16 protein-coding genes are annotated in these 21148 nt (G+C 74.4%); 12 read left to right on the top strand and 4 right to left on the bottom strand.

What is annotated here, in order from left to right; translation table 11 throughout:
- Positions 1-186: 186 nt before the first annotated feature.
- Entirely contained in the window at positions 187-2421 is a 2235-nt protein-coding gene (locus tag LG634_RS28645) for a PP2C family serine/threonine-protein phosphatase (protein ID WP_226737843.1), read from the bottom strand.
- 142 nt (positions 2422-2563) lie between these two features.
- Positions 2564-6322, bottom strand: a complete 3759-nt coding sequence (locus LG634_RS28640; protein ID WP_226737841.1) for a S8 family serine peptidase — start codon at positions 6320-6322, stop codon at positions 2564-2566.
- Between the two features lie 197 nt (positions 6323-6519).
- Between LG634_RS28640 and LG634_RS28635 the strand changes: the two genes are divergently transcribed.
- Together LG634_RS28635 and LG634_RS28630 are read left to right on the top strand one after the other, a co-directional pair.
- Complete coding sequence (locus LG634_RS28635; RefSeq protein ID WP_226737839.1) at positions 6520-7503, top strand: helix-turn-helix domain-containing protein; 984 nt, start codon at positions 6520-6522, stop codon at positions 7501-7503.
- Positions 7504-7718: 215 nt separating this feature from the next.
- Positions 7719-8201 (top strand): DUF456 domain-containing protein, encoded by a 483-nt coding sequence (locus LG634_RS28630; protein ID WP_504967655.1) that lies wholly within the window; start codon positions 7719-7721, stop codon positions 8199-8201.
- A 190-nt stretch (positions 8202-8391) separates the two neighbouring features.
- Here the strand turns inward: LG634_RS28630 and rsgA are convergent, their stop codons facing one another.
- Together rsgA and LG634_RS28620 are read right to left on the bottom strand one after the other, a co-directional pair.
- Positions 8392-9522: a ribosome small subunit-dependent GTPase A gene (rsgA, locus tag LG634_RS28625; protein WP_226737838.1), complete on the bottom strand. Its 1131-nt coding sequence runs from the start codon at positions 9520-9522 to the stop codon at positions 8392-8394.
- A gap of 303 nt (positions 9523-9825) precedes the next feature.
- Complete coding sequence (locus LG634_RS28620) at positions 9826-10959, bottom strand: YihY/virulence factor BrkB family protein (protein ID WP_226737836.1); 1134 nt, start codon at positions 10957-10959, stop codon at positions 9826-9828.
- A gap of 17 nt (positions 10960-10976) precedes the next feature.
- Between LG634_RS28620 and LG634_RS28615 the strand changes: the two genes are divergently transcribed.
- The 10 genes from LG634_RS28615 (at position 10977) to LG634_RS28575 (ending at position 20847) form a co-directional block, all read left to right on the top strand.
- Positions 10977-12641, top strand: coding sequence for an acyl-CoA dehydrogenase family protein (locus LG634_RS28615; RefSeq protein WP_226737834.1), 1665 nt, complete (start codon positions 10977-10979; stop codon positions 12639-12641).
- A 282-nt stretch (positions 12642-12923) separates the two neighbouring features.
- Entirely contained in the window at positions 12924-14216 is a 1293-nt protein-coding gene (locus tag LG634_RS28610; protein ID WP_372482509.1) for a helix-turn-helix domain-containing protein, read from the top strand.
- Positions 14217-14229: 13 nt separating this feature from the next.
- Positions 14230-14793 (top strand): GNAT family N-acetyltransferase, encoded by a 564-nt coding sequence (locus LG634_RS28605; protein WP_226737832.1) that lies wholly within the window; start codon positions 14230-14232, stop codon positions 14791-14793.
- Between the two features lie 251 nt (positions 14794-15044).
- Positions 15045-15128, top strand: coding sequence for a putative leader peptide (locus LG634_RS38515; RefSeq protein ID WP_372482511.1), 84 nt, complete (start codon positions 15045-15047; stop codon positions 15126-15128).
- A 202-nt stretch (positions 15129-15330) separates the two neighbouring features.
- The gene (locus tag LG634_RS28600) at positions 15331-17025 is read left to right on the top strand and encodes a nitrite/sulfite reductase (RefSeq protein WP_226737830.1); all 1695 of its coding nucleotides are present in this window, start codon (positions 15331-15333) and stop codon (positions 17023-17025) included.
- The gene (locus LG634_RS28595) at positions 17022-17201 is read left to right on the top strand and encodes a DpnI domain-containing protein (RefSeq protein WP_226737828.1); all 180 of its coding nucleotides are present in this window, start codon (positions 17022-17024) and stop codon (positions 17199-17201) included. The genes LG634_RS28600 and LG634_RS28595 overlap by 4 nt, the downstream gene beginning before the upstream one ends.
- Entirely contained in the window at positions 17198-17899 is a 702-nt protein-coding gene (locus LG634_RS28590; protein ID WP_226737826.1) for a phosphoadenylyl-sulfate reductase, read from the top strand. The genes LG634_RS28595 and LG634_RS28590 overlap by 4 nt, the downstream gene beginning before the upstream one ends.
- A 35-nt stretch (positions 17900-17934) precedes the next feature.
- Positions 17935-18480, top strand: coding sequence for an adenylyl-sulfate kinase (gene cysC, locus LG634_RS28585; protein ID WP_226737886.1), 546 nt, complete (start codon positions 17935-17937; stop codon positions 18478-18480).
- Positions 18481-18571: 91 nt separating this feature from the next.
- The gene (cysD, locus tag LG634_RS28580; RefSeq protein ID WP_226737824.1) at positions 18572-19516 is read left to right on the top strand and encodes a sulfate adenylyltransferase subunit CysD; all 945 of its coding nucleotides are present in this window, start codon (positions 18572-18574) and stop codon (positions 19514-19516) included.
- 2 nt (positions 19517-19518) lie between these two features.
- Positions 19519-20847: a sulfate adenylyltransferase subunit 1 gene (locus LG634_RS28575; protein WP_226737822.1), complete on the top strand. Its 1329-nt coding sequence runs from the start codon at positions 19519-19521 to the stop codon at positions 20845-20847.
- Positions 20848-21148: the final 301 nt, after the last annotated feature.

The following is a 21148-nucleotide window of genomic DNA, read 5'->3' as shown; positions in this document are numbered from 1 at the left end:
GCGACGCCCGCGGGAGCAGGGCCTTTGCGGGCGCGGCCGGGATGCGACGGGTGCCGGCGGGCGGTCCGGCCGGCCCCGGGGGCCGGGCCGCCGGACCGGACTTCTCGGACGGGGCGGCCGTACTGCACGAGGGGGAGGAAATTTCCCACCCGGCAACGGGGACCCGGCGGTGGCCGGGCCGGCGGTCTATGTCTCCCAGACGGCGACTGCGGTGCGGTCGTCGGCGTAGCCCTTCAGGCGGACGGTGGTGTCCGCGAGGAAGGCGGCGAGGCCGGGCGGGACGTCGGAGTCCGGGCCCCAGCGGGTGGCGAGTTCGGCCGGGAACACGGGCTCCTCGCGCATCGGTGCGGCGAGGCCGCCGGTGCACAGGAGCAGGGTGTCGCCGGCCCGGGCCACGGAAGCCCGGAAGCGGAAGGCGTCCTCGGCGGAGGCCGGGTTCTCCAGGTCCTGCCAGGTGCCGTCACGGAGCCGGAACAGGCCGCCCTGACCGGTGCCGAAGGCGATGCGGGTGCGGCACTCCGGGTCGATGGGCAGCAGCAGACAGCGGAGCCCGGCGGGCTGCGGGGCGCCGTCCGCGCGCAGCCGGCCGTAGCCGCGGTCGGTGAGCCGCTGGAGCCCGGACCGCAGGTCGTCGCGACGGCCGGCCCGGATGTCGGCGCCCAGCCGCTGCTGGCTGCGGCCGATGGCCCCGGCGATCCACCTGCACAGCTCGGCGTCGGCCTCACGGGCCCCTTCGGCGGCCCGGTCCCCGCCGGCGGCGGCGATGAGCACCAGGGCGTCGTCGCCGGTGCCGAAGCGGGCGGTGAGCAGGAAGTCCCGGCGCGCCTCGCCGCGGTAGCGGGCGGAGTCCCCGCGCACGGACACGGCCCGCAGGGTGTACGTACCGTGCCGGGCCCCTTCGAGGACGGTGTCCGGGACCAGGGCGTCCAGGTCCGCGGCATCGGCGTACGGCAGCGCCCCAGGCTCCCCTTCGTAGGTGGGCGGCCGCTCCCCCAGGTGCCGTACGTCGAACCGCTCCCCCCGCCCGGCCGCCTCCGCCGGCGGCAGGTTCAGCCGCCCCCACGCGAACCCGGTCCCGTCGGCGACGGGGCCCTGCTGCGGGGGGATGAGGGGCCGGGCTTCCGGGGCGGCGCGCGGGTATGCGGCGGGGTCGTCGTCCGGGGCGGCGCGGGGCGCGGGCGGCCGGGGCACGGCCGCCGGGCCGTCAGCGGCCGGTCCCGGCGGCGCGCCCTGCCCGGTGCCGCCCACGGCCAGGGCGCCGTCGGGCAGTGTCGCGGTCCGCGGGCCCGGTCCGTCCGCGTCGCGCTCCGCCGGAGGAAGCGGCGGACCGGCGGGCGTCCCGTCCGGCGCCGGTACCGTCTGTCCGGACAACGCGTCCCCCACCGTCTCGGCATCTCCGGCGGCTGCGCTCCGCGGCGCAACCGCCCCTGGCTCGGCGGCACTTCGGTCCGCCGCACGCAGCGCGTCCTCGGCGCCGTGCCGGGCCGTCGCCTCCGGCATCACCGGAGGCGGGCCGTACCCGGCCACGGGCGCAGCGGGCTGCGGCGGAACCAGTGGCGGAGCGGTGGGCGCGGCCGGGGCGCTCCCGGCACCGGGCGCGGCCGCCGACCGCGGCGGACCGGCGGGGACCTTCCCCTCCCCGGGCGGGACCCGGCCGGCAGTGGCCCCGCCAGACGGGGGCGGGCGGTACCCGGCGGGAGCCGCCGCGGGGTGCGGTGGGGGTGCGGGGGTGCCGACGGGAACGCCGCCCGGCGCGGGCCGGCCGTACCCGGCGGGAGCCACACCCAGCGCCGCCGCGGACTGCGGCGGGGACGCGGGCAGGTCGGCGGGGATGTCGCCGGGCACGGGCGGGCCGAACCCGGCGTCCAGGCCTGCGGGTTCTGCGTCCGGCGGGGACGCGGGCAGGTCGGCGTGGATGTCGCCGGGCACGGCCGGACCGAAGCCGGGAGGCGAGCCGGCGGGACCCGCGCCCGGCGTGGGCAGGGCGTGGCCCGCATGCGGAGCGGTCGACGCGACGCCGGGAGCCGGCGCCGGCGGATCAGCTGGGACGCCGCCCCGCGCGGGTGGACCATACCCGGCGGACGTAGCGACGGGATCCGCGCCCGGCGCAGCCGCGGACGACGGCGGGGTCACCGGCGGATCGGCCGGGCCTCCAACCGGCCCGGGCACGCCCTGCCCGGCGGACGAGACGACGGGATCCGCGCCCGGCGCAGCCGCGGGCTGCGGCGGAGGATCGGCCGGGGCTCCGTCCGGCTCGGGCGGGAGGGGGGTGTCGGAGACGAGGCGGGCGGCGGTGGCGAAGCGGGTGTCCACCGTGTCCGGGGGTGCGGGCTCGCGGGGGGCCGGGGGTGGGGCGGGGTCCGGGGCGGGGTCCGCGTAGAGGCGCTGCCACCAGTCGTCCGTGCCCTCCTGCTGACTCATGCCCTTATTGTCGGCCGCACGGGGCGGGTGAAAACGGGTCATCGGCAAAATCCGCGGCACCGTGATGCAGCAGAAAAGATCCGCCGGGCGGCCACACCCCCCACGGGAAGGCCACCCGGCGGATCCGCCTGTGCGGACGCGACTAGCGCACGTCGTAGGCGCGTTCCACCGTCTGGGTGACGGATGCGCCGTTCCTGTCGGTCAGTTCGGCCTTGAGGGACACCTGCTTGCCGGCTGCGCCGGCGTGGTCGACCAGCGCGGTCCACCGGCCGTGGCGCTCGGTGACCTTCGCCGCGGTCCAGTGCTCGCCGTCGTACGAGTACGACAGCCGGGCGGCGGCGATCGGCGCCGGGGCGTACCCGCCGTGGCCGGTGACGGTCAGTCCGATGACCTGGCCGTCGGCGGCCGCGAGCGTCTTGAGTCCGTCCTCGGGGAGCGCGTAGCCGGGGAAGAGGACCGGCAGCGGCTGCGAGTACGCGGACTCGTCGAGCCGCGAGGTGAACGCCCACGTGGTCCGCACGGCGGTGGACCGCTTCCAGACCCGGGCCGGTGCGCCGAACTTCATGACGGACTGGGTGAGTTCGTAGCGTCCCGGCTCGGCAGGCACCTCGAACACGCCGGACGGGTACGGGCTTTCGCCGATCTGCTCGCCGTCCCGCGTGAGGACCACGTTGCCGATGTCTCCGAAGCCGCCCTGCTGCGCGTAGTGGCCGCTGTCGCCCCACATCGCGGAGCCGAAGCCGATCAGGTTGCCCTGGCGTTCGGCGGCGAGCATCCGCCTGCCGGCGCTGTCCCGCGCGGCGACCGGGGCGATCACGCCGTCGTACCAGCGCTCGCTGCGCCGCTCGCCCCCGGCGTACGTGCGCTGCCGGTCGGTCATGAACTCGCCCCAGGGGAAGCTGGACGAGACCAGGTGGTCCCAGGAGGTGTCCCCGGCGCTGTAGTACTCGGTGCGCTGCGAGGGCGCGGCGACGGTCTCCAGCGCGCCGAAGAACACGGCGTTGCCGAGCGGCCGGTAGGCGCCGACGACGTCGACGTAGTCGGCGGCCACGCCCATGGATCCGTAGCGGGCGCGGACGGCGGCCAGGTCGCGGTCGCGCACCCGGTAGGTCCGGTCGCCGCGCACCGCGCCGGTCTCGGTCTGGGCGAGGTTGTAGACGTACGGGCTGTTGGCGGTGGCCGTCCAGGTGAGGGTGGCCGGGCCGGTGGCGAGGCGGCCGAGGACCTCGCGGGCCTCGGTGCGCTCGATGGTGAGGGCGGGCAGGGCACCGCCGCCGTAGCCGGTGAAGCCGGTCCAGCGGCCGGGGGCGTCGCGGTGCGCGATCAGGACCCGGGCACCGGCGGCCTTGGCGTCGCGGGCAAGGCCGGCGAGGCCGCCGTCCGTCGCCTTGACGAGGACCGCGGCCCCCTTCGCGCCGGCCGCGGCCAGCTCGGCGGGGGTGCCGGTGCCGGCGTCGACGAGCGGGGCGCTGCCGGTGCCGTCGAGGTTGTCGCTGCCGAGGGAGGCGGTCAGCGGGTGCAGGACCGGGCCGCCGGCCACCTTCAGCGCGGCGATCTGCGGTGCGCTGGCCCGCCAGTGGCTGCCGAACTCGAACCCGCCGTCGGCCGGGCGGCCGTCGACGGAGGCGTAGTAGCCGCGGATGGTGCGGCCGCCCATGGCGGTGCCGGAGTGCAGCCAGGTGTCGTCCCAGCTGCGGGCGAAGGACAGGGTGGTGGAGCGGGCCTCGGTGGGCCGGTCGGCGGCGATCCGCAGCCGGGACGCCGTGCGGGCGTCGAGGACGACGGTCGTGTCCTTGCGGATCTCGACCTGCGGGCGGCCGAGGTAGGTGAGCGAGTCGATCAGCTCGGCGCCCTCGCCGGCGTCGGGGGTGGCGACGAACGCGGAGAGGAAGTACGCACCGGGTCGGATCCGGTAGACCTGCTCGGCGGCGCCCTCGTTGAAGCGGCGCTCGCCGGAGGCGTCGTCGGTGCCGATGACGTCGACGGACGAGGGGCCGGCGGCCGGCTTGCCCGCGCGGTCGGTCAGCTTGACGCGCAGGGTGACCGTCTGCGGTTCGACGTACAGGGCGAAGGGGGTGGAGACGCGCACGCCGTCCGCGGTGGCGAGGACCCGGCCGGTGACGTCGCCGTACTGGGCGCGGTCGAGGCGGGCGGCCGGGTCGAGGGCCAGCGGGACCTTGACGGTGGCGCCGGCGGGCACGGTGACGGTGCTGCGGCCGAGGCGGGCCAGCGGGCTGCGGACGGCGGAGCCGTCGTTGCCGGTGACCTTGGCGACGGCCAGCCGGAGGGTGACGGGCCGGGCGCCGTGGTTGGTGTACGGGAGGTCGACGGTGGTGCGGTCGCTGCTGTGCTGGGGCCAGCGGTGGGTGCCGCCCTGGACGGCGGGAGCGCCGGTGACGGTGGTGCGGGCGGCTGCCTTCACGTCGAGCCGCCCGGCGCCGGTCTGGCGCACGTCGCCGGGGATCGCGGTGTGCGCGGAGCCGGTGAGGGCCGCCTTGATCTGCTGCGGCGTCCAGTCGGGGTGGCGCTGCTTGACGACGGCGGCGGCGCCGGCGACGTGCGGGGTGGCCATCGAGGTGCCGGACATGGACTGGTACGCGTACACGCCCCGGCCGCCGGCGGCGGCCGCGGAGATCCCGACGCCGGGGGCGGTGATCTCCGGCTTGAGGGTGTGGGCGAGGCCGGCCGGGCCGCGGCTGGAGAAGGAGGCGGTGGTGTCGTCGCGGTCGACGGCGCCGACGGTCAGCACGCCGGGGGTGCAGCCCGGGGAGGAGACGGTGTTGTTGCCGGGGCCGGAGTTGCCGGCGGCGATGACGAAGAGGGTGCCGCTGGTCTGCGCGAGCTTCTCGGCGGCGGTGCTCATCGGGTCGGTGCAGTCGGTCTCGGACGGGTTGCCGAGGCTCATGGAGACGACGTCGGCCCGCTGGGCGACGGCCCATTCCATGCCGGCGATGATCCATGAGTCCTGGCCGTGGCCGTGGTCGTTGAGGACCTTGCCGCTGAGGAGCTGCGCCCCCGGGGCGACGCCCTTCTTCGCGCCGCCGCTCGCGGCGCCGGAGCCGCCGACGGTGGAGATGGTGTGGGTGCCGTGGCCCTGGCGGTCCTCGGCGGTGTCGGAGTCGGTGAAGTTCTCGGCGGCGGCGATCCGGCCCTTGAGGTCGGGGTGGCCGAGGTCGCTGCCGGTGTCGAGGACGGCGACCTTGGTGCCGGTGCCGTCGAGGCCGGCGGCCCAGGCGGCGGGGGCGTTGACCTGCCGGGTGGAGTGTTCCAGGGTGGCCTGCACCTTGCCGTCGAGCCACAGCTTCTTCAGCTGCCCGGCGGCGCGGGCGCGGGGCCGGGTGACGTCGGACCAGAAGTCGGCGGCGCGGGCCTTGTCGGCGCTGAGGGCGGTGCCGCCGACGGAGGGCAGGACCAGGGTGCGGGCGGCGCCGCGCGGGGCGGCGGGGGCGCTGCGGGCGGTGACCGGGGTGTCCTCGTAGACGGCGATGAGCGGGAGCTTCCCGGTGTGCGCGTCGTCGTAGCCCTGCCGGATGAGGCCGGTGACGTTGAAGAGCTCCTCGTCGACCCGGCCGGCGGCGAGGGCCGCGGTGGCGGCCTGGGGGTAGACGTACAGGTCCTTGCCGGTCCGGCGGGTCTGTACGAGCGGCTGGGAGCCGTCTGCGCGGGGCATGGCGGTGGCGGCGGTGCGGCCGGCGGCGTCGGTGGAGACCAGGATCCGGTCACCGGTGACGAGGGTCACGGTGACGGGGCCGGAGGGTTGCTTTCCGGCCGCCGCGCTGCCGACGAGTGGTCTCTTCCCCGACGTCCCGCCGTGCGGCTGTGCCGACGACGGGGCGACTGCCGTGACGGCGAGGACCGCGGCTGTCGCCGCCCCCAGTGCCGTGCGCGATATCGGGCGCATCGCTCTCCCCAGGTGAATTCCGGCCAAGCGCTCATTGCACGGCAAAGCAGCCGCACAAATGGGTTCTGGCCAGCGGATGTTGGTGCTGCGGTGGCTCGACCTTGGCAGAGGGGCGGGGGGTGCGGTGATGATGTCCTCGGCGGGTTTGCGCCGTGGCCGTTTCCCGCCAGGCGAACGTGCGGAATGGGGTGGTCCGGGTGTTGGGTGCGATAGGGCTGGACGAGGGGCAGGAGTCGGCCTACCGGGCTCTGGTGGCGCTGGGGGCTGCGGAGGTGCCGGATCTGGCGCACCGGCTGACGCTGCCGGTGCGGCAGACCGAGCGGGCGCTGCGGCACCTGGAGCGGCACGGGCTGGCGGCCCAGTCCTCGGCCCGGCCGGGCCGGTGGGTGGCCGCGCCGCCGGGGGTGGCGCTGGGGGCGCTGCTGACGCAGCAGCGGCACGAGCTGGAGCAGGCGGAGCTGGCGGCGGCGCTGCTGGCCGAGGAGTACCGGATGGAGGCCGCCGAGCCTGCGGTGCACGACCTGGTGGAGGTGGTCACGGGGGCGAGTGCGGTGGCGCACCGCTTCGTGCAGCTCCAGCTGGGGGCCGTGGAGGAGGTGTGTGCGCTGGTCAGCGGGCGGCCGCAGGTGGTCACGGGGATGGACAACGAGGCGGAGGAGCAGGCCGCGCACCGGGGGGTGGAGTTCCGGGTGGTGATCGAGCGGGAGGTGCTGTCGCTGCCGGACGGGCTGACGGAGGCGTCGGCGGCGCTGAACCGGGGCGAGCAGGTACGGGTCGTCGACGAGGTCCCGACCAAGCTGGTGATCGCGGACCGCAGCCTGGCGATGGTGCCGCTGACGGCCCGCGGGGCGCACGCGGAGCCGGCGGCGCTGGTCGTCCACGCGAGCGGGCTGCTGGAGTCCCTGATGGGTCTCTTCGAGGCGGTGTGGCGGCAGGCGCTGCCGCTGCGGCTGGGGGCGGCGGGGGTGGTGGCGGAGGACGCGCCGGCGCCGGACGCGACGGATCTGGAGATCCTGTCGCTGCTGCTGGCGGGGATGACGGACGCGAGCGTCGCGAAGCATCTGGATCTGGGGCTGCGTACGGTTCAGCGCCGGGTGAAGGGGCTGATGGAGGTGACCGGGGTGACGACGCGGCTGCAGTTGGGCTGGCAGGCTCACGAGCGGGGCTGGGTGGCCCGGTAGTCCCCGGCTGCGCCGGGCTTCGGGGCTCCGCCCCCGACCCCGCGCCTCGAACGCCGGCGGGGCTGGATCTGCCCGGCGGGATCGCCCGGCGTGGCCACTCCGGCCTCGCCGGCGCTTGGGGCGGGGCGGGGCCGGGGGGGCGGAGCCCGCGGAGTGGGCGGGCTGCCACGGCGGTCGGAGTCGCGGCGGGTGGGGGCGTGGGTCAGGCTGGGGTGGTGGATGGGCCTCAGCAATTCCTGGTGGGGCTCGTCATGCTGCTCGGGGTGGCGGGGGTCATGGTGCCGGGGGTGCCGGGGACGCTGCTGGTGTGGGCGGCCCTGCTGTGGTGGTCGCTGCACGAGAAGACGGGGCTGGCGTGGGTGCTGCTCGTGTCGGCGACCGGGCTGCTGCTGGTGGTGCAGGTCGTGAAGTGGCAGTTGCCGGTGCGGCGGCTGCGGGGGACCGGGGTGACCCGGCGGATGGCCGTCTACGCGGGGGTGGGGGCGGTGCTGGGGTTCTTCCTGCTGCCGGTGGTGGGGGCGGTGCCGGGGTTCGTGGGCGGGATCTATCTGTGTGAGCGGGTGCGCCTGGGGGGACACGGGGAGGCGGTGGCGGGGACGCGGGTGGTGATGCGGGCGGTGGGGACGAGCGTGCTGGTGGAGCTGTTCGGGTGCCTGGTGGTGGTCGGGGCGTGGCTGGGGGCGGTGCTGTGGGGGTGAGCGGGTGGTTGTTCCCCTGCCCGGAGGCCCCCACGCCTCCGTACCCGGCAAGGCCCAAGCCCCGGGGCTCCGCCCCGCACCCCGGTCCTCGAACGCCGGACGGGCTGGATTTTCCCCCGCCCGGACTTCGACTGCCGGCCGCACGGCGCCTCAAGCCCCGCCGGCGCTTGGGGCGCCGGCGGGGCGGAGGTCAGCGGACGGGGCCTCGTTTGGCGGCGTGGTTGGCGCGGCCTTCGGCCGACTTGAGGCGCCAGTCGCGGCGGATCTCCGCGCGGAGCCGCGCATCCGTCTTGGCGACGATGCGCTGGTTCTCGCGCAGCAGCTTCCGGTAGCTGTCGAGGCGCCGCTCCGGCAGTTCACCGGAGGACAGGGCGGCCAGCACCGCGCACCCCGGCTCCGCCTCGTGCGCGCAGTCGTGGAACCGGCACTGCGCCGCGTACTCCTCGATCTCCGAGAAGACCTGCCCGACGCCGGTCTCCGCGTCCCACAGCCCCACCCCCCGCAGCCCGGGCGTGTCGATGAGGACCCCGCCGCCCGGCAGCCGCAGCAGGTTGCGGGTGGTCGTGGTGTGCCGGCCCTTGCCGTCGACCTCGCGGATCTCCTGGACCTCCATGGCGTCCGCCCCGAGCAGGGCGTTGGCCAGGGTCGACTTGCCGGCGCCGGAGACGCCGAGCAGCACGCTGGTGCCCTCCCCCAGGATCGCGCCCAGCACGTCCATGCCCTCGCCGCTGTGGGAGGAGACGGGCAGGACCTGCGTGCCGGGCGCGGCCTGCTCGACGTCCTGGACCAGGTACGACAGGGCGGCCGGGTCCGGCACCAGGTCCGACTTGGTCAGGACGACCATCGGCTGGGCCCCGGATTCCCAGGCGAGGGCGAGGAAGCGCTCGATGCGGCCCAGGTCGAGTTCGGCGGCCAGGGACACGGCGATGACGGCGTGGTCCACGTTGGCCGCGAGGACCTGGCCCTCGGAGCGCTTCGAGGAGGTGGAGCGGACGAAGGCGGTACGGCGCGGCAGGTACGCCTTGACGTAGCGCGGGTTGCCGGCGGGATCGACGGCCGCCCAGTCGCCGGTGCAGATGACCCGCAGCGGGTCGTGCGGGGTGACGAAGGCGGTGTCGGCGCGGACCGGCCCGTCCGCCGTGATCACGTCACACTGGCCGCGGTCGACCCGGACCACCCGTCCGGGCACCAGGCCCTGGGCGGCGTACGGGGCGAACTCGGCAGCCCACTGCGCGTCCCAGCCGTAGGGGGCGAGGGCGTCGGAGGGGGCGGAGGAAGCAGCAGAAGCAGAAGCAGAGAGGTCGAACGTCTCGTGAGACAAGGGGGAACCCTTCGGAGGGCGGCCCCGGCGAGATGCGGTGGGTGTCGCAGGTCGGTGTCAGCCGGAAGCCACGGAAGAAGCGGGGATGAAGGCTCGAATGCGGGCGGTGCCCTGCGTGGCGACAGTCATCGAAGTCCCACCTCCTGGTTCCGGTGCGCGCGGCGCGGTCCGTCGGTCCGGACCGCCGTCCGCGGGGACGTGCGTCTCGGATGGTACGGAGGGCGCCGCGCGGGGCGCCACCGAATTAATCGCGGAGCCCGGCCGGGCACCGGCGTACACCCCGCTGAACGGGTGCCCTCCCCTTCAGTGCGGGTGCCGCTCCGTGTGCTTGCGGAGCCGCGACTGGTAGTCGTCCGGGGGCAGGAACCTCGACCAGCGCTCCGGGAACTCGGAGGGCATGCCGGAGTCCTCGTCGTCCTCGGACTCGCCCTCGGCCAGGGCCCGCCAGGCGGCCGCGCGGGCGACCAGCTGGGCGGCCTCGGCCTCGCGGACCCGCTCGTTGGCCTCGCGGGCGGCGGCGGTGGCCACCGAGGGCCACACCCGGTCGATGGCCGCGTTGACGGCCGCACCGACGAGGACGGCGAAGGCGGAGATGCCGATCCACAGCAGGACGGCGACGGGCGCGGCCAGCGAGCCGTAGATGGTGGGGCCCTCGACCGTGTTGGTGAGGTAGAGGCGCAGCAGGAAGCTGCCCAGCACCCACATGGCGAGGGCGACCAGCGCCCCGGGCACGTCCTCGATCCACGGCGAGCGCACGGGCACGGACACGTGGTAGAGGGTGGTGAGGAAGGCGATCGACAGCAGGGTGACGGTCGGCCAGTACAGCACCGCGATCACCTCGGTCCCCCAGGGCACCAGCCGGACCACGGCGTCCGGCCCGGCCACCATGAGCGGCAGCACGACAGCGCCGATCAGCAGGGCGACGATGTACAGCAGGAAGGCCAGCAGCCGGGTCTTGACGATGCCGCGCTGCCCGTCGAGCCCGTACATGACGGTGATGGTGTCGATGAAGACGTTGACGGCGCGCGAGCCGGACCACAGGGCGAACGCGAAGCCGAGGGAGATGATGTCGGGGCGGCCGCGCCTGGTGACGTCGTCGAGGAGCGGCTTGGCGATGTCGTTGACGCCGCGGTCGGAGAGCACGGTGCCGACCGCGCGCAGGATGTTCTCCTCGATGCTGGCGACGGTGGTGGTGTCGGTCCAGTTGTCCACGTAGCCGAGGAGGCCGAGCAGGCCGAGGAAGAGCGGCGGCAGCGACAGCAGGGTGAAGAAGGCGGCCTCGGCGGCGAGGCCCAGGATCCGGTACTCGATGCACGAGTTGACGGTGTCCTTGAGCAGCAGCCAGGCCATCTTGCGCTTCGAGACGTTGCGGTACAGGGAGCGGGCCCGGTGGAGCATGCCGGGGGGACGCTCGGGTGTTTCATTTGCTGGCTGCACGTCTTTACCGTATCGGCATGGCAGCCACCACCCATACCGTGAGCAACCAGGCCCCGCCGCTGGCGGGTCACAACGTGTACGGCGACGACCGGGTCCTCGTCGAGGGCATGGCCCGGCATCTGGCCGGGGCACCCGCCGAGGTACAAGCGGAATCGGCCGCAGAGCTCGGCCTGCTCGGCCACGCCGCCGGCTCGGCCCAGGTCCAGGAGTGGGCGGCGCTCGCCAACGCACACCCGCCGGAGCTGCGGACGCACGACCGGTACGGGCACCGCATCGACGAAGTGGAATTCCACCCGGCCTGGCACCGGCTGCTGGGCAAGGCGGTGTCCTCGGGGCTGACCGACGCGTGGGGCCGCGAGTACGGCCACCTGCGGCGCGCCGCCGGGTTCTTCGTGTGGTCGCAGGCCGAGGCCGGGCACGGCTGCCCGGTGTCGATGACCCACGCGGCGGTGCCCGCCCTGCGCGCCGATCCGGAGCTGGCGGCGCGCTGGGAGCCGCTGCTCACGTCGCACGTGTACGAACAGGGGCTGCGGCCGCCCGCACAGAAGTCCGGGGTGCTGTTCGGGATGGCGATGACCGAGAAGCAGGGCGGCAGCGACGTCCGGGCGAACACCACGCGGGCGGTGCCGCTGGACGCGCCGGGCGAGTACCTGCTGACGGGTCACAAGTGGTTCTGCTCGGCGCCGATGTCGGACGCGTTCCTGGTGCTGGCGCAGGCGGTGGGCCCGGGCGGGACCGGGGAGGGGCGGCCGACCTGCTTCCTGGTGCCGCGGGTGCTGCCGGACGGCAGCCGCAACGTGTTCCTGCTCCAGCGGCTGAAGGACAAGCTGGGCAACCGGTCGAACGCGTCGGCCGAGGTGGAGTTCGACGGTACGTGGGCGCAGCGGGTCGGCGAGGAGGGCCGCGGGGTGCGGACCATCGTCGAGATGGTGGCGGCGACCCGGCTGGACTGCGTGGCGGGTTCGGCGGCGGTGATGCGGCAGGCGCTGACCCAGGCGGTGCACCACACCTCGTACCGCAGTGCGTTCGGCGGGAAGCTGGCCGACAAGCCGCTGATGCGCAACGTGCTGGCGGACCTTGCGGTGGAGTCGGAGGCGGCGACCGTGCTGATGCTGCGGCTGGCGGCGGCCTGCGACGCGGACACGGCGGAGGAGCGGGCCTTCCTGCGGCTCGCGGTGCCGGCGGCGAAGTACTGGGTGACGAAGCGGTGCACGCCGATGGTGGCGGAGGCGCTGGAGTGCCTGGGCGGCAACGGGTACGTGGAGGAGTCGGGCCTGCCGCGGCTGCTGCGCGAGTCGCCGGTGAACTCGATCTGGGAGGGCTCGGGCAACGTGCAGGCCCTGGATGCGCTGCGGGCGCTGCAGCGGGAGCCGATGGCGCTGCACGCGTACCTGCAGGAGGTGGGGCGGGCCAGGGGCGCCGACCACCGGCTGGACCGGGCGATCCGGGACCTGCTGGCGGAGCTCGCCGACCTGGAGGGGATCGAGGCGCGCGCCCGGCGGGTGGTGGAGCGGCTGGCGCTGGTGCTCCAGGGGGCGCTGCTGGTGCGCTGGGCGCCGCCCGAGGTGGCCGACGCGTTCTGTGCCTCGCGGCTGGGCGGGGACTGGGGCGGCGCCTTCGGTACGCTGCCGCACACGCTCGGCCTGGGGGCAGTGGTGGAGCGGGCGCGGATCCCTGGCTGACGGCGGCCCCAACCGCCGCGGCCCCGGATCCGGGCCCGGTGCGGACGGAGGTGGCGCCGCGCCGACTCGGCACCACCCCTGCCGCAGAGAGCCCCGAGGAGGAGCTGCGCGCCGCTGTGCGGCGCCCGCACAGTTTCGGTCGGCGGACCGGGAGTCGGCGAGGGTTGCAAGGCGTTGCACTTGTCGGGGCCGGTTCCGTCCCGCGGTGGTGCCAGGGGTGTGGCACCGGCCGGTGGGAGGGTCCGGCGGCACGGCACGTCCGGTTCGTACGGGGAGGATCCGGTGACCAGTTCCATGCTCGGCCTGACACAGCTTTCGGCCATGGACACCCGGCAGGCGGCGCGTCTGCTGAAGGGGGTGCGGGAGGCGGCGCTGTCGGGCCGGCGGCCGCCCGCGGCACCGCGGCCGGAGATCGCGGCCTCGTGGCGGCGGATGCTGGCGGGCGGGGTGCATCCGGACGTGGACGCCCGGTCGCGGACGCTGTCGGTGGCGGAGACCGAGCAGCGGCGGCGGGAGTCGCCGCTGCGGGAGGTGCTGCCGGTGCTGCGGGAGGGGCTGCTGCCGGCACTGGACGAGGCCCTGCACATCATGGTGGTCGCGGATGCCGACGGGCGGCTGCTGTGGCGGGAGGGGCACGCGTCGATCCTGCGGAAGGCGGACCGGCTGGGGTTCGAGGTGGGGGCCCACTGGGACGAGTCGGTGGTGGGCACCAACGGGGTGGGGACGGCGCTGGTGACCCGGCGGCCGGTGCAGGTGTTCTCGGCGGAGCACTTCGTCTCCAGCCACCACGAGTGGACCTGTGCGGGGGCCCCGGTGCACGATCCGCGGGACGGACGTCTGCTCGGGGTGATCGACGTGAGCGGCCCGCTGGCGACGATGCACCCGGCGACGCTGTCGTGGGTGTCGTCGGTGGCCCGGCTGGCGGAGAGCGAGCTGCGGATCCGGCACCTGGGTGCGCTGGGCGGGCTGCGGGCGGTGGCGGCGCCGCTGCTGGCGCGGCTGCCGGGGCGGGCGCTGGTGGTGGACCCGCACGGCTGGACGGCGGCGGTGGCGGGCCTGGCGCCGGTGGAGCGCGTGCCGCTGCCGAAGGAGATGGCCGCCGGTCCGGTGTGGCTGCCGAACCTGGGGCACTGCACGGCGGAGCCGCTGCCGGGCGGCTGGCTGATACGGGTGGACGGGGCGGGCGCCGCGGCGGTGGCGGGCCGGGTGGTGCTGGACCTGTCCGGGCCGCGCCGCTGGTCGGTCGCGGTGCACGGGGCGGCCGGCAGCTGGGGGCAGGAGCTGAGCCCGCGCCATGCGGAGCTGCTGTTCCTGCTGGCCGAGCACCCCGGCGGGCGGACGGCGGCGCAGCTGGCCGCCGAGGTGTTCGGGGACCCGGGCCGGACGGTGACGGTACGGGCGGAGCTGTCGCGGGTCCGGCGGCATCTGGCGGGGGTGCTGGCGCACCGGCCGTACCGGTTCGCGGACGGGGTGGAGGTCGAGGTCAGGGTGCCGCGGGAGGCGGCGGAGCTGCTGCCGCACTCGCAGGCGCCGTCGGTGATCAGGGCCCGCTTGGGGCGCGGCGGCGAGTCGTGATTCCCTGACGGGTATGGACACCGATCTCACCACCTGGTCGCTGGAGCAGACCTCGCCGGCGGACCTGCGGCCCGCCGTCGAGCCGGACGGCGACGACATCCGGATCGAGCGGGCCGCGGTCCCCTCGCCGGAGTTCAGCCGCTTCCTCTACGCGTCGGTGGGGGGCGACATCCACTGGACGGACCGGCTGGGGCTGACGTACGCCCAGTGGCGGGAGCACCTGGAGCGGCCCGGGGTGGAGACGTGGGTGGCGTACGACCGGGGCACCCCGGCGGGGTACGTCGAGCTGGAGGCGCAGCCGGAGGGCGCGGTGGAGATCGTGTACTTCGGGCTGCTGCCGGCGTTCCGGGGCCGCCGGATCGGCGGGCACCTGCTGTCGGTGGGCACGGCGCGGGCCTGGGACCTGGCGGAGCGCTGGCCGGACCGGGAGCCGACGAAGCGGGTCTGGCTGCACACGTGCAGCTGGGACGGGCCGACGGCGATGGACAACTACCTGCGGCGGGGCTTCCGGGTGTTCCGGACCGAGACCGAGGAGAAGACGCAGCCGCCGACGCCGGGACCCTGGCCCGGGGCCTGACGTCCTCCTGGCGTACGCCCCCGCGCGGCGGGGCGGCGCGGGCCCGGGCTGCGCCGGCCCGGCCCCGCCCGGCCCCGCCCCGCGCCCTCTTCCGCCGGCCGGCGGGAATCGCCCGTAACGCCCGTACGCCACGGCCGTCCCGGCCGCCACGGAAAGTGACCCACGCCACAGCGTCCCACACATCGAGACGCTTTGGTCCGCATGATGGACACTAGTGGACTCCTCCAAGACCCGCATGCCACGCTTCGGGCATGAATGGAGCTGGAATTGCCTTGGTGAGTCGGCGGCACGTCGACCTCGGCCGCATGGCCAGCGCCATCTGTCGCGTGCGCTGACGGAACCAGCACCGCCACACACCTCGCCGTCCCCGCCGTCGCGGACGCGTCGAACCCCTGAGGCCGCAAGCTGCCCCGCACACCGCCGGGGGGCCTCGCTTTGCCGCACCTGCAAGCACATCTTCGCAGGTCACCGCAGTACAGGGGTTGTCTCAGCACTCCCCCGCCCCTGCCTTGAGCCGCCACCGAAGGACGTATTGCCATGGCCGCCATCCCCGAGAAGCCGACCGCTGCAACGCGCCGCAAGACCACGCGTCACCGCGGCGAAGGCCAGTGGGCCGTAGGCCACTTCACGCCCCTCAACGGAAACGAGCAGTTCAAGAAGGACGACGACGGTCTCAATGTGCGGACACGCATTGAGACGATCTACTCCAAGGCCGGTTTCGACTCGATCGACCCCAACGACCTGCGCGGACGCATGCGCTGGTGGGGCCTGTACACGCAGCGCCGGCCCGGGATCGACGGCGGCAAGACCGCGATCCTGGAGCCCGAGGAGCTGGACGACGAGTTCTTCATGCTCCGCGTCCGCATCGACGGCGGGCGGCTGACCACCGAGCAGCTGCGCGTGATCGGCGAGATCTCCGAGGAGTTCGCCCGCGGCACCGCCGACATCACGGACCGCCAGAACGTGCAGTACCACTGGATCCGCATCGAGGACGTCCCGGAGATCTGGAACCGCCTGGAGGCGGTCGGCCTGTCGACCACCGAGGCCTGCGGCGACACCCCGCGCGTCGTCCTCGGCTCGCCGGTCGCCGGCATCGCCGAGGACGAGATCATCGACGGCACGCCCGCCATCGACGAGATCTACCGCCGGATCGTCGGCAACAAGGACTTCTCCAACCTGCCCCGCAAGTTCAAGTCCGCGGTCTCCGGCTCGCCGCTCCTCGACGTGGCGCACGAGATCAACGACATGGCGTTCGTGGGCGTCGACCACCCCGAGCACGGCCCCGGCTTCGACGTCTGGGTCGGCGGCGGCCTCTCCACCAACCCCAAGCTGGGCGTCCGCCTCGGCGCCTGGGTCTCCCTGGAGGAGGTCCCGGACGTCTACACCGGCGTCATCTCGGTCTTCCGCGACTACGGCTACCGCCGGCTGCGCAACCGCGCCCGCCTGAAGTTCCTCGTCGCCGACTGGGGCCCGGAGAAGTTCCGCCGGGTCCTGGAGGACGAGTACCTCGGCCGGAAGCTGGCCGACGGCCCCGCGCCCGAGCAGCCCGTCCAGACCTGGCGCGACCACGTCGGCGTGCACCGCCAGAAGGACGGCCGCTTCTACGTCGGCTTCGCGCCGCGCGTCGGCCGGGTGGACGGCACCACGCTCACCAAGATCGCGGACATCGCCGAGCAGCACGGCTCCGGCCGGGTGCGCACCACCGCCGAGCAGAAGATGATCGTGCTCGACGTCGAGGAGCCGCAGGTCGAGTCGCTGGTCGCCGCCCTGGAGTCGCTGGACCTGCGGGTCAATCCGTCCCCGTTCCGGCGCGGCACGATGGCCTGCACAGGCATCGAGTTCTGCAAGCTCGCGATCGTCGACACCAAGGGCCGCGGCCAGACCCTCATCGAGGAGCTGGAGCGCCGCCTGCCGGAGTTCGACCAGCCGCTCACCATCAACATCAACGGCTGCCCGAACGCCTGCGCCCGCATCCAGGTCGCCGACATCGGCCTCAAGGGCCAGCTGGTCCTGGACGACGACGGCAACCAGGTGGAGGGCTTCCAGGTGCACCTGGGCGGCGCCCTGGGCCTGGAGGCCGGCTTCGGCCGCAAGGTCCGCGGCCTGAAGGTCACCTCCGAGGGGCTGCCCGACTACGTCGAGCGGGTCGTGCGGCGCTTCGAGGCCGAGCGCGAGGACGGCGAGCGGTTCGCCACCTGGGTCGGCCGTGCCAGCGACGAGGCCCTGTCATGAGCGAGCGCGCCGCCCCGTTCTACTGCCCGTACTGCGGCGACGAGGACCTGTTCCCGAGCGAGCAGGGCCACGGCGCCTGGGAATGCCGGGCCTGCAACCGGGCCTTCCAGCTGAAGTACCTCGGGCTGCTGGCCCGCGGTTTTCAGTCCAACGGCACCGGAGGGGAAGAGATATGACGAGCCCTCAGCAGAAGTCCGGACTCCGGGGGACGGCCGAGCAGGCGGGCCGCGACCTGGAGGACGCCGCCCCGCTGGAGATCCTGAAGTGGGCCGCCGACACCTTCGGCGCGAAGTTCTGCGTGACCTCCTCCATGGAGGACGCCGTGGTCGCCCACCTCGCCTCCCGGGCCTTCCCCGGCGTGGACGTGGTCTTCCTCGACACCGGCTACCACTTCGAGGAGACCATCGGCACCCGGGACGCGGTCGAGGCCGTGATGGACGTCAACGTCATCACCCTCACCCCGCGGCAGACCGTCGCCGAGCAGGACACCGAGTACGGCCCGAAGCTGCACGACCGGGACCCGGACCTGTGCTGCGCCCTGCGCAAGGTCAAGCCCCTCGAAGACGGCCTGGCCGGCTACGACGCCTGGGCCACCGGCCTGCGCCGCGACGAGTCCCCGACCCGGGCGAACACACCGGTGGTCGGCTGGGACGAGAAGCGGCAGAAGGTCAAGATCTCGCCGATCGCCCGCTGGACCCAGGACGACGTCGAGGCCTATGTGGCCGAGCACGGCGTCCTGACCAACCCGCTGCTCATGGACGGCTACGCCTCCGTCGGCTGCGCCCCCTGCACCCGCCGGGTGGCGGCGGGCGAGGACGCCCGGGCCGGCCGCTGGGCGGGCCGGACCAAGACCGAATGCGGGCTGCACGGCTGATGACGACCGACGTTACGGACACCACGGAGAACCAGATGAGCGTGACCGGCCAGGGGGCCACGGTGTGGCTGACCGGTCTGCCGAGCGCCGGCAAGACCACCATCGCGTACGCGCTGGCCGAGCGGCTGCGTGCCGAGGGCCACCGGGTGGAGGTCCTCGACGGCGACGAGATCCGCGAGTTCCTCTCCGCCGGGCTGGGCTTCACCCGCGAGGACCGCCACACCAACGTGCAGCGGATCGGCTTCGTCGCCGAACTCCTCGCGAGCAACGGCGTCAAGGCGCTCGTCCCGGTGATCGCCCCGTACGCCGACAGCCGCGAGGCGGTCCGCGAGCGGCACGCCGCCGCCGGCACCGGCTACCTCGAAGTGCACGTGGCCACCCCGGTCGAGGTGTGCTCCGAGCGCGACGTCAAGGGCCTCTACGCCAAGCAGGCCGCGGGCCAGATCTCCGGCCTCACCGGGGTGGACGACCCGTACGAGGCGCCGCAGTCCCCGGACCTGCGCATCGAGTCCCACACCCAGACCGTCCAGGAGTCCGCGGCGTCTCTGTTCGCGCTGCTTGCTGAGAAAGGGCTCGCGTGAGCGACGCACGCGCGGCCACCGGGCCGCAGACGACCACGAAAGCCGCAGCTGCGCGCCGCGCGGGCGGAGAAGCGAACGAAGGGAACGCAGCATGACCACCGCCGCGCACTTGCATGACACCGCCGCCGACGCGGACGCGCCGTACGCGCTGTCGCACCTCGACGCCCTCGAGTCCGAGGCGGTGCACATCTTCCGCGAGGTGGCGGGCGAGTTCGAGAAGCCGGTGATCCTGTTCTCCGGCGGCAAGGACTCGATCGTCATGCTGCACCTGGCGCTGAAGGCGTTCGCGCCGGCTCCGGTGCCCTTCGCACTGCTGCACGTCGACACGGGCCACAACTTCCCCGAGGTCATCGAGTACCGCGACCGCACCGTGGCCGAGCACGGCCTGCGGCTGCACGTGGCCTCGGTGCAGGAGTACATCGACGCCGGGAAGCTCAAGGAGCGCCCGGACGGCACCCGCAACCCGCTGCAGACCGTCCCGCTGACCGAGGCGATCCAGCAGCTGAAGTTCGACGCGGTGTTCGGCGGCGGCCGCCGCGACGAGGAGAAGGCCCGTGCCAAGGAGCGGGTGTTCTCGCTGCGCGACGAGTTCTCCCAGTGGGACCCGCGCCGCCAGCGCCCCGAGCTGTGGCAGCTCTACAACGGCCGGCACGCCCCCGGCGAGCACGTCCGCGTCTTCCCGCTGTCCAACTGGACCGAGCTGGACGTGTGGCAGTACATCGACCGCGAGGGCATCGAGCTGCCGGAGATCTACTTCGCCCACGAGCGGGACGTGTTCCTGCGCAACGGCATGTGGCTCACGGCCGGCGAGTGGGGCGGCCCGAAGGACACCGAGACGGTGGAGAAGCGGCTCATCCGCTACCGCACCGTCGGCGACATGTCCTGCACCGGCGCCGTCGACTCCGACGCCACCACGCTCGACGCGGTGATCGCCGAGATCGCCGTCTCCCGCCTCACCGAGCGGGGCGCGACCCGCGCCGACGACAAGCTGTCCGAGGCCGCGATGGAAGACCGCAAGCGCGAAGGGTACTTCTAGCCATGACCAGCACCACCGAGCAGCTCAGCACGACCACGCTGCTGCGCTTCGCCACCGCGGGTTCCGTCGACGACGGCAAGTCCACCCTGGTCGGCCGTCTGCTGCACGACTCCAAGTCGGTCCTGGAGGACCAGCTGGAGGCCGTGGAGCGGGTGTCCGCCGACCGCGGCCAGGACGCCCCCGACCTGGCGCTGCTGACCGACGGCCTGCGGGCCGAGCGGGAGCAGGGCATCACGATCGACGTGGCGTACCGCTACTTCGCCACCGCGCGCCGCCGGTTCATCCTGGCCGACACGCCGGGGCACGTGCAGTACACCCGGAACATGGTCACCGGCGCCTCGACCGCCGAGCTGGCCGTGGTCCTGGTCGACGCCCGCAACGGCGTGGTCGAGCAGACCCGCCGGCACGCGGCGGTGGCCGCCCTGCTGCGCGTGCCGCACGTGGTCCTGGCCGTCAACAAGATGGACCTGGTGGACTACCGGGAGGAGGTCTTCGCGGAGATCGCCGAGGAGTTCACCTCGTACGCCACCGAGCTGGGCGTCCCGGAGATCACCGCGATCCCGATCTCGGCGCTGGCCGGCGACAACGTGGTGGACCCGTCCGCCAACATGGACTGGTACGGCGGCCCGACGGTGCTGGAGCACCTGGAGACCGTCCCGGTCAGCCACGACCTGGCGTCCTGCCCGGCCCGGTTCCCGGTGCAGTACGTGATCCGGCCGCAGACCGCCGAGCACCCGGACTACCGCGGCTACGCGGGCCAGATCGCCTCCGGCGTGCTGCGCGTGGGCGAGGCCGTCACCGTGCTGCCGTCGGGCCGGACCAGCGTGATCGCGGGCATCGACGCGCTCGGTGAGAGCGTGGACATCGCCTGGGCCCCGCAGTCCGTGACGCTGCGGCTGGCGGACGACATCGACATCTCGCGCGGCGACCTGATCGCGCCGACCGCGAGCGCGCCGGCCACCACGCAGGACGTCGTGGCGACGGTCTGCCACGTGGCGGACCAGCCGCTGAGCGTGGGCGCCCGGGTGCTGATCAAGCACACGACGCGGACGGTCAAGGCGATCGTGAAGGAGATCCCGTCCCGGCTGACGCTGGACGACCTCTCCCAGCACCCGAACCCGGGGCAGCTGGTGGCCAACGACATCGGCCGGGTCGTCGTGCGCACCGCGGAGCCGCTGGCGCTGGACGCGTACGCCGACTCGCGACGCACCGGATCGTTCCTCCTGATCGACCCGGCCGACGGCACCACCCTGGCGGCGGGCATGGCGGGCGAGTCCTTCGCCTCCCGTGGCGAGGAGGCCGTGCAGGACGACGAGGGCTGGGACTTCTGACCATGCCCGACATCTACTCGACGTTCGCCAAGGAGGGCGGCCGCGTGGGCAGCGGCGCCCTCGGCAGCGGCCAGGGCGGGGTGGCCCGATGTGCGGCCTGACGTACGCGCACCGCATGCGCGCCCCGCACCGCCGAAGACGAAAAGCCCGCCCGGCCGCGTATCCGGACCGCTGATCCGCACGTACGCACCCCCGGGCCTCCGAGAGGAACACCTCCCGTGCCTGCCACACCCCGCACCACGCGCCGCCGTACCGCCTTCGCCGCGGTGGCCGCCCTGCCGCTGCTGCTGACCTCCCTCGC

The organism is Streptomyces bambusae (assembly GCF_020532645.1).
In the GTDB taxonomy this organism is placed as follows: Bacteria; Actinomycetota; Actinomycetes; order Streptomycetales; family Streptomycetaceae; genus Streptomyces; species Streptomyces bambusae.
The sequence above is the reverse complement of the archived record's forward strand: the minus strand, read 5'-3'. Positions and strand labels throughout refer to the sequence as shown.